The organism is Streptosporangium heterodermiicola (assembly GCF_051390675.1).
In the GTDB taxonomy this organism is placed as follows: Bacteria; Actinomycetota; Actinomycetes; order Streptosporangiales; family Streptosporangiaceae; genus Streptosporangium.
Window position 1 is genome coordinate 14582 of record NZ_JBPJSR010000035.1, and the last position, 14237, is coordinate 28818.

The 14237-nt window shown below is 70.6% G+C and carries 9 protein-coding genes; 6 read left to right on the forward strand and 3 right to left on the reverse strand.

Going from position 1 to position 14237, the window contains the following annotated elements:
- Positions 1-88: 88 nt before the first annotated feature.
- On the reverse strand, positions 89-1576 hold the full coding sequence (locus ACSC1Q_RS40035; RefSeq protein ID WP_436763964.1) for a cation:proton antiporter domain-containing protein: 1488 nt from the start codon (positions 1574-1576) through the stop codon (positions 89-91).
- Between the two features lie 236 nt (positions 1577-1812).
- Here ACSC1Q_RS40035 and ACSC1Q_RS40040 point away from each other — a divergent pair, with 236 nt between their 5' ends.
- The 3 genes from ACSC1Q_RS40040 to ACSC1Q_RS40050 are packed head-to-tail and all read left to right on the forward strand — an operon-like array spanning position 1813 to position 5143.
- Positions 1813-2529, forward strand: coding sequence for an LmbU family transcriptional regulator (locus ACSC1Q_RS40040; protein ID WP_436763965.1), 717 nt, complete (start codon positions 1813-1815; stop codon positions 2527-2529).
- 14 nt (positions 2530-2543) lie between these two features.
- Positions 2544-4391, forward strand: coding sequence for a non-ribosomal peptide synthetase (locus tag ACSC1Q_RS40045; protein ID WP_436763966.1), 1848 nt, complete (start codon positions 2544-2546; stop codon positions 4389-4391).
- A complete protein-coding gene (locus ACSC1Q_RS40050) occupies positions 4388-5143 on the forward strand; it encodes a thioesterase II family protein (RefSeq protein WP_436763967.1) in 756 nt (251 codons plus the stop codon). The genes ACSC1Q_RS40045 and ACSC1Q_RS40050 overlap by 4 nt, the downstream gene beginning before the upstream one ends.
- Before the next feature lie 21 nt (positions 5144-5164).
- Here ACSC1Q_RS40050 and ACSC1Q_RS40055 read toward each other — a convergent pair whose 3' ends face one another.
- Complete coding sequence (locus ACSC1Q_RS40055; RefSeq protein WP_436763968.1) at positions 5165-6541, reverse strand: MFS transporter; 1377 nt, start codon at positions 6539-6541, stop codon at positions 5165-5167.
- Positions 6542-6662: 121 nt separating this feature from the next.
- On the opposite strand from ACSC1Q_RS40055, the gene ACSC1Q_RS40060 reads away from it, so the two are divergent.
- Genes ACSC1Q_RS40060 through ACSC1Q_RS40070 form a run of 3 tightly spaced genes read left to right on the forward strand, consistent with a single transcriptional unit; the run spans position 6663 to position 11947 of the window.
- Positions 6663-7421: an FkbM family methyltransferase gene (locus tag ACSC1Q_RS40060; RefSeq protein ID WP_436763969.1), complete on the forward strand. Its 759-nt coding sequence runs from the start codon at positions 6663-6665 to the stop codon at positions 7419-7421.
- The gene (locus ACSC1Q_RS40065; RefSeq protein WP_436763970.1) at positions 7418-8650 is read left to right on the forward strand and encodes a cytochrome P450; all 1233 of its coding nucleotides are present in this window, start codon (positions 7418-7420) and stop codon (positions 8648-8650) included. The genes ACSC1Q_RS40060 and ACSC1Q_RS40065 overlap by 4 nt, the downstream gene beginning before the upstream one ends.
- A 12-nt stretch (positions 8651-8662) precedes the next feature.
- A complete protein-coding gene (locus ACSC1Q_RS40070; protein WP_436763971.1) occupies positions 8663-11947 on the forward strand; it encodes a non-ribosomal peptide synthetase in 3285 nt (1094 codons plus the stop codon).
- A 200-nt stretch (positions 11948-12147) separates the two neighbouring features.
- Here the strand turns inward: ACSC1Q_RS40070 and ACSC1Q_RS40075 are convergent, their stop codons facing one another.
- A complete protein-coding gene (locus ACSC1Q_RS40075; RefSeq protein ID WP_436763972.1) occupies positions 12148-14085 on the reverse strand; it encodes a B12-binding domain-containing radical SAM protein in 1938 nt (645 codons plus the stop codon).
- Between the last annotated feature and the right edge of the window lie 152 nt (positions 14086-14237).

The window sequence follows — 14237 nt, forward strand, 5'->3', positions numbered from 1 at the left end:
TCGGAGCCCGGCCCCCGACACCCCCTCGAAGCCCGGCCCCGACGGCCCTCGGACCACCGGGCCGGAACCCCGGTTCCCCGGTCCCCGCTCAGGCGGATCGGCGCACCGCCCCCGCTCCCCCGGGCGCTCCCTCGGACTCTCCCGGCTTCGCCGGCAGCCCGTCCCGCGCCGCCTCCCCGTCGCGCCGCGCGTCCCACCGGTCCAGCAACCCCAGCAGGGGCGCGGTCGCGGCCGTGGAGACCAGCGCGACGATCACCAGCATCGTGAACAGCACCTGGGTGACGATGCCGAGGCTGAGGCCGATGCTCAGGATCACCAGCTCGGTCACCCCACGGCAGTTCATCAGCACCCCGAGCCGCATGGCCTCCCGTCCCGGCACGCCCATCGGCCTGGCGATGACCAGCACCCCGCCGACCTTCCCCACCACGGCGACGACGAGGATCAGCAGGCACCAGCCCCACATGGCCAGGTCCTGGCTGAGCAGCCCGATCTGGGTGTTGAGCCCGACGAAGGCGAAGAAGGGCGGCAGCAGGAAGGAGGTGGTGAAGTCCTGGGTGCGCTCGCGGACCCGCCGCAGCCGTACGTCGCCGTCGCGCGGGAACAGGACACCGAACAGGAACGCGCCGAAGATCAGGTGGATGCCGATCAGCTCGGTCAGCAGCCCGGAGACGAGCAGGCCGACGATGACGATGGGCAGCGTCGCCTCCTGCGAGAGTCCCCGGCGCAGCAGACGGGTCAGCAGCGGCCGTACCACCCAGACCATGAAGGCGGCGAAGGCGACGGTCAGGCCGAGCGTGCGCAGCGCCTCGGCGGGTGAGGAGCCCTTGGCCATGGTGACCGCCACGGCGAGCAGCAGCCACGCGGTCACGTCGGCGATGGCTGCGCAGGTGACGGTGAGCGCCCCGGTCGGGGTGTGGAAGAGCCCGCGTTCCAGCAGGATCCTGGCGAGTACGGGGAACGCGGTGACGCTCAGCGCGGCGCCGATGAACAGCGCGAAGACCGGGAAGCCGACGGGCGCGGTCGCCAGCGGCGTGTAGATCAGCAGGGCCAGCGCGACCCCGAGCGCGAACGGGATCGCCACGCTCGCCTGGCCGCAGAGCACCGCGATCCTGCCCCGCCCGCGCAGCAGGTCGCCGCGCAGCTCCAGCCCGACCAGGAACATGAAGAAGGCGAGCCCGAACTGGGCCAGCAGGTTCAGGTACGGCATGACCGCGCTGGGGAACAGCGCTCCGTAGGCCTCGGGCCACACGGCGCCGAGCAGCGAGGGGCCGAGCACGATGCCCGCGGCCATCTCCCCGATCACCCGGGGCTGGCCCAGCCCGCGGAGGACGGCCCCGCCGAGATGGGCCAGCGCGACGACCACCGTGATCGACAACAGCAGCAGGGGCGTGGCCGGCACCGCCTCCTCCCGTCCCGGCTCCACCGAGGGCACCGGGACGGGACCGGTGGCCGTCCCCGGGTCGAGCGCCAGCATCAGCAGCGCCAGTACGGAGGGCAGCACGACCGCGAGACCGTACGCGATCAGGGAACGACGCAGCGTGCGCTTATTCGCGGACCGAAATCTTGTATACGTCATGGATCAATTCCATTTCCGAGAGGTTGAATTCCGAACCGGCGCATATATCACAGAGCAAAAAAAATTGCCAAGCTGATTGGAGACTCAGCTGGTCAACGGCTCGATCTCGTCTTTCCGTTGTACCTCAGGAAGCCCATCCGAAAATTACCCATGATCGAAAGTGCGCTTTCCGAGACGGCGGGTAAGGGATCGACCTGACTCACTCCAAGTGCACAGAAATCCGGAGGAACAGTCGCATGCAGGTGCTCTCCCCCAATCGAGAGGCGAACCGCCAGACCCCGCCGTCCAGTGATGAGAGGCCCCCCGTCCCGGCCCCGCGCCGTACCCCTTCCCAGGGCTCCAAGCTGGCCCTGGACGCGTCAGCCAAGCCGCGGCGAACCGGGCTCCAGCTCCCGTCGAGCCTCCCCTTCGACACCTGGCGGCGGATCGGCCACCAGATCTCCCTCATCGCCGACTCCTCCGCCTGGTGGCTCGGTGACTGGCTGGTCTACGGCGAAACCGAATACACCGACCGTTACAAGAGAGCGGTCGAGGAGAGCTCCCTCGATATCCAGACCCTGCGCAATTACGCCTGGGTCGCGCGGCGATTCCCGGTATCCCGCCGGCGGGATAAGCTCAGCCTTCAGCACCACGCCGAAGTGGCCGCGCTTCCCGAGCACGAGCAGATGCTCTGGCTCGATCGCGCCGAGCGCTTCAGCTGGTCCAGAAACCGGCTCCGCAGCCAGATCAAGGCGCACCGCACCGCCGCCCTGTCGGCCTCCGGCCGTGCCGCGGAGGCCGCCAAGGAGAAGGCCGTCATCCATATCGACGTACCGGTCGACCAGGAACAGTCGTGGCGTGACGCGGCCCGCCGGATGAACCGCAGCGTGGAGGAGTGGGCGCGGCTCATCCTCAACCAGGTCGCCACCGGCGAGATCCCCGCTCGCGGGATCCACGACGCCAAGGCCGGGTGAGGAACGGAGGACAGGTGGACACCGTCCACACGCTGTTCGAGAGAAAGGCGTCCGAGGCACCGGACAGGACGGCCCTGGTTTCCGGGGCCGTCCTGTTCACTTATCGGGACCTCGACGCCCGTGCCAACGGCCTCGCCCGGTCGCTCCTGCGACGCGGCGTCGGCCCCGAGACCCTCGTCCCCCTGCGGCTGGACCGCTCCCCCGACCTGCTCGTCGCACTGCTCGCCGTCTGCAAGGCGGGCGGCGCGGCGGTGCTGCTCGACCCCGGCTGGCCGGAGGACCGCGTCGCCGCGGTCCTCGACGGCGCGCCCGTGGTGATCGACGGCCCCCTCGACGCCACCCCTTCCGATGAGGGGCCCGGCGTCCGGGTGCACGGGGACCAGCTCGCGTACGCGGTGCACACCTCCGGGTCGACGGGGCGGCCCAAGCTCGTCGGGGTGACCCACCGGGCGATCGCCCACCGGGTCGCCACCCACGCCGAGGCGTACCGCATCACCCCCGCCGACCGTTCCAGCTGGCTGGCTCCCCCGGCCTCGTCGGTCTCGGTGGTGGAGCTGTGGCCCTACCTCTGCTCCGGCGCGAGCGTGCACGTCGCCGACGCGGCGACCGCGGGCTCGCCACCGGAGCTGCGCGACTGGATGGTCGCCTCCGGCATCACCCGCTCGTACGTGAACATGCCGCTCGCCGAGCTGCTGTACGGCCTGCCGTGGCCGGAGGAGACGGCACTGCGGCTCATGACGGTCGGCAGCGACGCGGTGCGCGTGTGGCCCTCGGCCGGCCTGCCGTTCGAGGTCGCGGTGGAGTACGGCTCCGCCGAGGCCAACGGCGTGACGAGCTGCCTGGTCCCGCTGGACGACCGCTGCACCTCGGTCACGGCCGGCGAGACCGCCAGGCGCGCCCGGCCCCCGATCGGGCGCGCGTGGCCCGGCGTCGGCGTCCCCGTCCTCACCTCCGGGCTGGAACCGGTCGCGGCGGGCGAGGTCGGCGAGCTGTTCGTGTCCGGGCCCGAGCTGGCCCGGGGCTACCTGGGCGAACCGGCCCGCACCGCCGAACGCTTCCTGCCCGACCCCTCGGGCGGGGGCGGCCGCGTCTACCGGACCGGCGACCTCGTGCGGGAGCGGCCGGACGGGCGGCTGGAGCACCACGGCCGCGTCGACCAGCAGGTCAAGATCCGCGGCCACCGGGTGGAGCCCGCGGAGGTGGAGGCCGTGCTGCTCGACCACCCCGCGGTGCGCGAGTGCGTGGTGACGGGCGTCCCGGGCCCCGGCGGCGACCTGAGGCTGTGCGCCTACGTCGTCTACGCCGCCCCCGCGGAAGGCACCCTGGACGGCGCCAAGGACAACGGCGCGGACGGCGTCACGCACGGCAGCACCGCGAACGGTGTCGCGTACGGGAGCGTGGAGCTGCGCGCCTTCGCCGCGGCCCGGCTGCCCGGCCCGATGGTGCCGACCGCCTGGACCCCGATGGAGCGGCTGCCGCTGAACTCCAGCAACAAGGTGGACCGCCGCGCGCTGCCCGCGCCCTCGTGGGGCGATAGCTCGGGGGCCGGCCTCCCGGGAGCCGGCGCCTCGAAGGCCGCTCCCCAGGGCGCCGACGCCGTGACCGTGGGAGCCGACGCCGTGACCGCGGGAGCCGATCCCGTGACCGCGGGAGTGCTGGAGCTGTGGGAGCAGGAGCTCGGGGCGCGCGGCGCGCTGGGTGACCACTTCATCCGCTCCGGCGGCGACTCCCTGTCTGCCACCCGCCTCGTCGACCGGATCGGCAGCCGCTACGGCGTGCGGATCCGGTTGCGCGACTTCCTGCGGGCGCCGACCCCAGAGACCCTCATCCGGAACATCAGGGCGGAAGGACGGACGACATGACCGAGAGGAAGCGAAGGAGGAGCCGCCCCACGTGGCTGCTGCGCACCCCCGACCCCGAGGCGCGGGCCAGGCTGTGGTGCCTGCCGTACCCGGGCTCCGGGGCGTCGATGTACCACGGGTGGCCGGCCGAGGTGGACGGGATCGAGCTGTGCCCCGTGCAGCTGCCCGGCAGGGAGAACCGGCTCCGCGAGCCGTTGTTCGAGAGTTACGCGGCCGTCGCCGCCGAGATGCTGGAGGGCCTGGAGCCCTACCTGGACCGGCCGTTCGGCTTCATCAGCCACTGCGGCACGGTCTTCATCGGCTACGAGGCGACGCTGCTGCTCATGGAGCGGGGCGGGCCGCTGCCCGCGCACCTGTTCGCCTCGTCGATGGTCCCGCCGCACCGGGCCTCGTGGCCGAGCATCCTCAAGCTCGACGAGGAGCAGGTGGGCGCGCTGGTGTCGGACCTCATGCGGGCGCGCGGCGCGGAGCCGCTGCCCGAGCTGGTGGACATGGCCGCGGACGTCATGCGCGCCGACGTGGCCGCGTACGGCCGCTTCGACAAGACCGACCCGGTGGAGCTGCCGTGCCCGATCACCGCGATCGGCTGGTCGGGCGACACGCAGATCCCCCCGGAGCAGATGGGCGGCTGGGAGTCCTACGGCGAGGCCCGCTACACCGTGCTGGACGGCGGGCACTGGAGTTACCTCCAGGCGCCCGCCGCCCTGCTGGACGAGATCTCGCGGAGCATGTCCGCGCGCGTCCCGGGCTGAGCCGGTCGATCTCAGATGTCCTCAGGCGTCCTTGGCGCTCTTGCCGTCCTCGCGCCCGCCGGGCCCGCCGGATCCACCGGCCTCGGCGGGCTCCGGGTCGTCCCGCAGGAGCTCGGCGTCCTCCAGCCTGCGCAGGTTCGGCACCGGCGACAGGAACAGCAGGATGATCCAGGGCAGCAGGAACGCGGAACCGGCGTAGATGGCGGGCTTGATGCCGATCAGCTCGCCCAGCACCCCGGCCAGCATCGCGGCCAGCGGCAGGATGCCGAGGTAGACCGCGCGGCTCGCGCCGATGACCCGGCCCCGCAGGTGGTTGGGGATCACGTACTGGAAGAGCGTGAGCTGGCCGATGTTGCCGGCCACCACGCCGAACACCGTGACGAACCAGATGATCGAGAACAGGGTGATCTGCAGCCACTGCGGACCGGCCACGAACGGCGTGAAGCACAGCACCCGGAAGGCGATCAGGGCGGTCATGATGCCGCGCCCGTAGCCGAACTTCTCGAACAACTTGCTCGCGAAGACGGCTCCGACGACGCCGCCGATGCTGCCGATGGCGTAGATGAAGCCGATCCAGGTGCCCGACATGCCGAGTTCCCTGGCCGCGTACAGGATGAACAGGGTCAGGATCATCATCGACCCGAAGTTCGCCCCGGCGGAGTTGAGGATCAGCGGCCGGGCGTAGTCGTTGCGGTAGGTCACCCTCAGGCCGTGCTTGATGTCGTGGAGCATCGCCGCGACCGCGCCCCGGCCCTGGTTGCTCTGGCGCTCGACGGGCGGCTCGACGTGGCGGATGCGCGACAGGGCGAAGGCGGAGACGAGGAAGGAGATCGCGTCTCCCAGCATCACGTACGCCGGCCGGAACAGGTCGATGAGCACGCCTCCGGCGCTGGAGCCCGCGATGGCGCCCACCGACTCGGTCGCCGCCATCCGGCTGTTCCCCGCGACGAGCTGCTCCTCGCTCAGCAGGGTCGGCATGTAGGCGGCGTAGGCGATCTCGAAGACCACCGAGAGGCCGCCGACCACCACCGCGACCACGTAGAGCACCCACATGTCCATGAAGCCGACGAAGGCCGCGATCGGGATGAGGGCCACGACCGCGGCACGCCCGATGTCGGCGCCGACCATCAGCGGCCTGCGGCGGTAGCGGTCGATGAGCACGCCGGCGATCAGCGTCAGCAGGAGCGCGGCGATCGTGCGCATGGTGTTGAGCAGGCCGACCTCCAGGGAACTGGCCTGCAGCATGAGGATCGCGGTCAGCGGGAGTGCCAGGGTGGTCAGCTCGGAGCCGAGGACCGAGATCGACTGACCGGTCCAGAGCCGGTTGAAGTCGGGGTTTCGCCAGAGAGAGGGCGGCTTTTCCTCCGGCGCCCTGACTTCCGCTCTCTGAGTGTCCATAAGATCATTCCGTCCTTGTCGGGATTCACCTCTGGTTGACTGGAATAAGGTTTTTGTTAAGGGTGATGATATGCGAAATCATACGAGAGACACACTGGAAAACAATCAGCGGGTCCGTCAGATGACGCTCCCCGACGGCCATGTGGTATTCCAGCTCAATCCCGCCGAGACCAGCCTGCAGTATCGCAGTATCGTGGGCGACAGAAGTTACTTCAGACATGACGTGCGTCTTGAGCCGGGAATGACGGTGTTCGACGTGGGGGCTAACATCGGAATCGCCGCCCTGGCGTTTCATTGGGAATGTCCGGGCACGCGTATTCTCGCCTTCGAGCCCGCCAGGCCGCTTTACGACGCGCTGTGCGCGAATCTCTCCGCCCACGGCCTGAACGCCAAGGCGTTCGACTGCGCGCTCTCCCATACCCCGGGTACGGCGGTTCTCACCGTCTACCCGGAGACCACCGCGATGTCGGGGATGTACACCGACGCCGACCACGACGCCGAGGTGACCAGGACTTTCCTGGCCAACAGCGGTTTCGCCCCCGAGGACGTGACGGACATGGCCGAGGGGAGGCACGTCACGGAGAAGCAGGAGTGCCAGGTGCGGACGATCTCCGAGGTGATGGCCACCGAGGGCGTGGACCGCATAGGACTGCTGAAAATCAACGTCGAGAAAGCCGAATGCGATGTCCTGGACGGAATCGCTCCCGGCGACTGGGAGGCGGTCGACCAAATCGTCATGCAGGTCCACGACATCGACGGCAGGCTCGCGTCCGTGCGCGACGATCTGACCGGTCGTGGATTCCAGGTCGACATCGGCCAGGACCCCCTGCTGAAGGACACCGACATCTTCGACGTGTACGCACGGAGGAATTCCCCATGACAGTTGACACGACCGTGAATCTCAACGAGCTGGATCTGGCCGATCCGGACATCTACACGGCCCCCGACTCCGGTCTCGGCGTCCTGCATTACCTGCAGGAGCACCAGCCGATGTTCTGGAACAAGAGGTCGGACGGGCCGAGCTTCTGGGCTTTCACCAAATACGCGGACGGCGTCGCCGTCTATCTCGACAAGACGAATTTCACCTCCGAGCGGGGCATGCAGGTCGGGCAGACCGAGTCCGCCGCCCGCGCCGCCGCGGGCAAGATGCTCATCGTCACCGACGGCCGCCACAGCCAGCTGCGCGACGTGATGAACCCCGCGCTCACCCCCCGGGTGGTCCGCCGCCTGGAGGGCGCGATGCGCGAGACGGTCGGCGGGATGCTGGAGGAGAACGCCCAGAAGGACTCCTTCGACTTCGTCGACACGGTGGCGGGCAGGCTCCCGCTCTCGGTCATCTGCGAGCTGCTGGGCGTGCCCCGCGCCGACTGGGACCTGATGATCCAGTGGACGCGCACCGCGTTCGGCTCCGCCACCTCGGACGACGTCATCTCCGACGCGGAGAAGGCCGAGGCGAACGCCAACATCTTCGCCTACTACGCCGACCTGCTCGCCGAGCGGCGCGGGGACCTCGGCGACGACGTGATCAGCGTGCTGATCCGCGGCCGGATCGACGGGACGCCCCTCACCGACGAGGAGATCCTGCTCAACATCAACGGCCTCATCACCGGGGGCAACGAGACGACCAGGCACGCCTCGGCGGGGGCCGTCATCGCCCTGGTGGAGAACCCCGACGAGTGGCGGCGGCTGCGCGAGGACCCCTCGCTCATCCCGACCGCCGTGGAGGAGGTGCTGCGCTGGACCGCCCCCAGCCTCAACGTCATGCGAACCGCGCTGCGCGACACGCGGATCGGGGACCAGACCATCCGGGCCGGTGAGCGGGTCAGCGTGTGGCACCCGGCCGTCAACCGCGACGAGGACGCCTTCCCCGACGCGCGCCGCTTCGACGTCGGGCGCACCCCTAACAAGCACCTCACGTTCGGCCTCGGCAAGCACCTGTGCATCGGCGCGGCGCTGGCCAGGTTCGAGCTGCGCGTGCTGCTGGAGGAACTGACCGGCCGGGTGGCCCGCATGGAGCTCACCGGGCCGGTCAAGCGGCTGCGCTCGAACCTCATGTGGGGCGTCGACCGCGTCCCCGTCCACCTCGAACTCGACCACGCCGGGCACTGATTGGAGCACCCCATGCCGGACAGTAAGGCTTCGCTGTCGCCGACACAGGAGAGCCGGTGGAGGTCCTACCGGGCGAAAACCGCCGGTGACCACACCGACCAGGTCACGCTCGCGGCGCGGCTGCGCGGCCCCCTCGACGAGAAGGCCCTGACCGCCGCGCTGGAACACGTGCTGGACGCGCGCGAGGACCTGCGTCCGGCGTCGCCCGGCGACCCCGGCGCGAAGCCCGGGCCCGTCACCGTGCCCGCGCCGGTGGAACTGAGCAGGCACGACGCGGGCCGCCGCGAGGAGGCGCTGGCACGGCTCGTCTCCGAGCAGGCCAACCGGGGCCTCGATCTCGAATCCGGCCCGCCGGTCCGGGTCGCCCTGGCGCGGCTGGCCGACGACGACCACGCGCTCATCGTGACCGCGCACCGGCTCGTCGCCGACGAGCACGTCCTGACGGGCCTCGCGGAGGAGATCTCCCAGGCGTACGAGGACGCGTTCGACTCTCCGGCCTCCGACGGAGCGTCCCCCGCGACCTCCAACGGCCAGACCTCGAACGGTCAGACCTTCAACGGTCAGGTTCACAGCGGCCACGCCCCCGCCGGAACCTCCAACGGCGCCTCCGGGAACGCGAACGACGGGAACGCGAACGGCAGGGACGCGAACGGCGGGGACGCCGGCGACCTCGCCTACTGGCGTGACCGGCTCGACGGCACGCCCCCCGCCCTCGACCTGCCCTCCGACCGGGGCCGTCCCGCCGTGCCCGGCTTCACGGGAGCCCGGGTGACCTTCACCGTGCCGCCGGAGACGGCCGCGCGGGTGGAGACCGTCGCGCGCGAGGCCGGACCTCCCAGTCAGGCGGCGCGAGCGATGGCACTGTCCCGCTGGTCGGGGCAGGCCGAGACCGCGCCGGAGACCGGCGCCGACACCGAGGCCGTCACGCTGGCCGCGTGGGCGGTCGCGCTGTGCCGCTGGTCGGGCCAGGACGAGGTCGTGGTCGGCGTGCCCGTACCGGCCGGGGGGCGCGCTCCCGCGTTCCCGATCCGGATCGGCTGCGAGGGCGATCCCTCGTTCGCCGCCGTCGTCGCCCAGGTGCGCGGCGCGCTGGACGAGGCGGCCGCGCACGGCTCCTACCCGGCGCACCGGCTCGCCGAGGAGCTGGAGCTGGACGCCTCCAGCGGCGTGCAGCCGCTCTACCAGGCGGAGTTCGCCCAGGCGGCCCCGGCCTGGAGCGCGCTGCGGCTGCCGGGCGTGCGGACCTCGGAGCTGGTGGCCGGCCGCTTCCCGCTCGCCTCGGACCTGGCGCTGGTCCTGGTGCCGGGCTCGCTCGACGGGGAGGTCCGCTACGGGCTCGACCTGTTCGACGCTCCGGGCGCCCAGACCAGGGCCGAGCAGTACGTCACCCTGCTGTCCGACGCCGTACGCGACCCCGGGCGGCCCATCTCGTCGCTGTCCCTGCTGGACGCGGAGCAGCTGCGGCTGGTGGTCGAGGAGTGGAACCGCACCGAGACCCCCTTCGACGAGGAGGCCGGCGTCGGCGCCCTGTTCGAGGCGCGCGCCGCCGCCGCCCCCGACGCGCTCGCGGTGCTCGCGGGCGAGCGGCGGCTCACCTACCGGGAGCTGGACGAGCGCGCCAACCGGGTGGCCCACCGGCTGATCCGCGACGGGGTGCGGCCCGGCCACGTCGTCGGCTCGATGACCGGCCGCTCGGCCGAGGCGCTCGTCGCCTTCCTCGGCATCGTCAAGTCCGGGGGCGTCTACCTGCCGCTGGACCCGGCGCTGCCGCCCGACCGGCTGAGCCACATCCTCGACGACAGCGGGACCCGGCTCGTCCTCACCGTGGCCGAGCACTCCGGCCTGGTGCGCGACGACCGGGTGCGCACGGTCGAGCTGGACGGGGAGTGGCGCACGATCGAGGCCGAGGAGCCGGACACGAGGCCCGGCGTGACGCCCGCGCCCGACGCGCCCGCCTACGTCATCTACACCTCGGGCTCGACCGGCCGTCCCAAGGGCGTGGAGGTGCCGCACCGCGGCGTCAGCAACCTCGCCTCGGCCCTGTCGCGGGAGTTCTCCCTGACGCCCGACGACCGGGTGGCGCTGTTCGCCTCGCTCAGCTTCGACGCGTCGATCTGGGAGATCACGATGGCGCTGCTGAACGGGTCGGCGCTGTGCGTGCTGGACCCGGCGGCGATGACCCCGCAGGAGACGGCGAAGGCCATCAGCGACCAGGGGGTGACGGCGGCCACGTTCCCGCCGACGTTCCTCAGCACGCTCAAGGGCGACGAGCTGGGCACGGTGCGGCTCATGGTCGTCGCGGGCGAGCAGTGCCCGACCGGGCTGGTCCGGACCTGGGGGCCCGGCCGTACCTTCGTCAACGCCTACGGGCCGACGGAGACGACCGTGTGCGCCACGATGGGGACCTGCGATCCCGCCGCCGCGTACGCGCCGCCGATCGGCCGGCCGCTGGCCAACTTCAGGACGTACGTGATGGACCGCTGGCTCAACCCGCTCCCCGCGGGCGTGCCCGGCGAGCTGTACGTCGGCGGCACCGGCCTCGCCCACGGCTACCGGGGCAAGCCCGGCCTGACCGCGCAGTCGTTCATGCCCGACCCGTACGGCCCTCCCGGCGCGCGGCTGTACCGGACCGGTGACCTGGTCCGCTACCTGCCGGACGGCCGGCTGCAGTACGTGGGCCGGGTGGACCACCAGGTGAAGATCCGTGGTTTCCGGGTGGAGCCGGCCGAGATCGAGGCCGCGATCACCCGTTACCCGGGGGTGCGCGAGGCGGCGGTCGTCGTGCGCGACGACCGGCTCGTCGCCTACGTCGTGCTGGACGACGCCTCCAGGATCATCGCCGACCGCAGCGGCCTCACCGGCGAGCTGCACCGGTTCCTGCAGGGCTCGCTGCCCGCGTACATGCTGCCCTCCTCGTACGTGACGCTGGACGCGATGCCGCTGACCTCCTCGGGCAAGGTGGACCGCCGGGCGCTGCCCGAGCCCGGCCTGGACGGCGGCGGGAACGGGGACGGCGGTGACGACGACTTCGACGCGCCGCAGACCGAGACGGAGCAGGCGATCGCCGCCATCTGGGCGGAGGTGCTGAAGCTCAAGCGGATCGCCCGCGAGGACGACTTCCTGGAGATCGGCGGCCACTCCCTGGTGGCCGCGCAGGTGATCACCCAGGTGCGGGAGACGTTCACGGTGAACGTGCCGATCCGGGTGCTGTTCGAGAACCCGGTGCTCGCCGACTTCGCCGAGGCGGTGGACGCCGCCGCCGCCAAGGCCGAGGCCAAGGCGGGAGCGAAGGTCTAGCGCCCCGAGCGCCCCTGAGCGCCTGCTCAGGGGCGGCGGGCATCCCGCCGGGCGGGATGCCGCGCATGACGAGGGCCCGTGAGGATGATCCTCACGGGCCCTCGTCATGCGCGGCCACGGTGCCCCCTCTGCCCCCGCTCCGCCCCCGCCGCCCCGGCGCGCCCGGCGTGACGCGCGGGCGGGCCGGGTGGATGGGCGGCTCAGCGCCGGCCGGGCAGCGCGGCGGTCTCGGACTCCGGTCGCCAGGTGGGGAGGTACTCCCGCAGCCGCAGCACCATGCCCTGGCAGTAGGAGGCGTTGTGCTCCAGGCTGCGCTCCGGCATGAACGGCAGCTTGCGCCCGCGCGGGTGGTCGAGCTCCAGGCGGGTGAGGGTCTCCTGGCCGGCCTCCAGGCCGGTCACGTCGAGGTCGATGAGCAGGGCGGCCAGGTCGGCGGGCATGTCCACGACCGAGGTCGTCTTCCCCCGCGCCCCCGGGCGCGACTCGACGCGCAGCTCGGCGAAGTCGTAGCGGGGCGGCTTCGGCTTGGCCAGGTAGATGTAGGGCCGGGCCAGCAGGTCGAGCTCGAACGCGGCCCGCGCCTCGGCGTCCTCCCACCACGGCTGGGTGCGGGCGAAGTCGACGAGCAGCCCGTCGAACTCCTCGCGGTGCGAATGCAGGACGATGTGCGCGACCATCCCGAAATTGTGGAAGTCGTAGTTCCAGAGTTTCTCCACCGAATCGCGGAAGAAAGTCGCCACTTCGGTGTCCGTACGGCTCTCGAAATACGCCGCGGCGTCGGTGAAGAAGTCCTCGAACTTCCTGGTTCCCGACCTGTCCAGGTAATTGGCGAGGTAATACAGGCCGCGCAGGTTGTAGAGCGAGTGGACCGCGTAGTAGAACCACGTGCCGCGCTCGCACTCCTCGCGGCTGACCCAGTTGGTGCCGACCACGACATCGGCCTCTGTGACATCACTGGGAACGCGTTCGACCTGCACGCCGAGAAGGTCGCGCTTGGCGTAGATCGAGGTGTTGTGAAGAAGGAGCTGCGGATAGACGATCAGGGTGTCGGCACGCAGCCGGCACAATTCCGCGACCCCTTCCTTGTACGAGTCCAGGGTTTCCCCGGGAAGCGGCCAGATCAGCTCGATGTAGGAGCTGATGCGCTTCTCCCTGAGCGTCCTCTGCAGCTCGGTGTAGGTCGCGGGCTTGATGTTCGAGCGGTCGACCAGCTCCAGGGTCCTGGAGCTCATCGACTGCAGGGAGATGGGCTGGCTGGTCAGCAGGCCGCCCTGCACCAGGATCTCGGTGATCTCGGCCATCCGGTCGGGCTTGTTCTTGGCCGCGGCCATCGAGACCATCACCGGGTAGCCGTTCTCCTCGCTGCACTCCACCAGGTGGCGGGTGAGCTCCACGTCGCGCGGGGCCATGCCCCAGTTGGCGTCGGCGATGAAGATCGACACGAAGTTGTTCTTGCTGATCCAGGTGATGTCGTCGCGGACCCGCTGGTCCTCGAACTTGTGCACCTTGTCGTTGGTCGCCGCGCCCCAGAAGCAGAAACCGCAGCTGAACGGGCATCCGCGGTTGGTCTCCAGGATGGCCGTGGTGTACTTGCCCTCCTCGAAGACGCCGGAGGTGAAGGGCGAGGGCACCTCCATGAGGTCGCGCACCCGCTCGGCGGCCTCGGTGGTGACGAGCTCCCCGGAGCGCCAGAAGCTGACCCCGTGGACCTCGGCGAAGTCGGGCGCGTCGCTGATGATCTGGCGCAGGTACTGCACCATCGTCTTCTCGCCCTCGCCGTTGCAGACGACGACGTTCTCCCTCTCGGGGGCGACGTACTCGTCGGCGTGCAGCATGACCTGCGGGCCGCCGAGGATGAACTGGGCCTGGGGAAGCCGCTCGTGCAGCGCGTCCAGCACGGCGCGCGCGAACCCGATGTTCCAGATGTAGCAACTGATGGCGTAGACGTCGCTGCGTTTGCCGAGGAGTTCTTCGATCACTTCCTCCCGGTCGGCGGACACCGGGGCGGAGTAGATCTCGAACTCACATCGCGGTCCCACCTCCGGGTCGTGCTGCGCGTAGGCCTGCATGTAACCGGAGGCGAGGGGCAGGATGGCCTCGAATGCAGACAGCTCGACGAATGTGACTTTGGTGTTCATGACGCTCGTCCCTGCGTAGTCTGAGTAATTGCTGAAGCCGATCGGATGGAATCCGCTCATGGTTTCACAGGGGGACGGGACGAACAACGCGCGCCATTTGCGTCCGCCACTCGCGTGTTACGGTTCTGGAAACCCCGATAACCACGGACTCG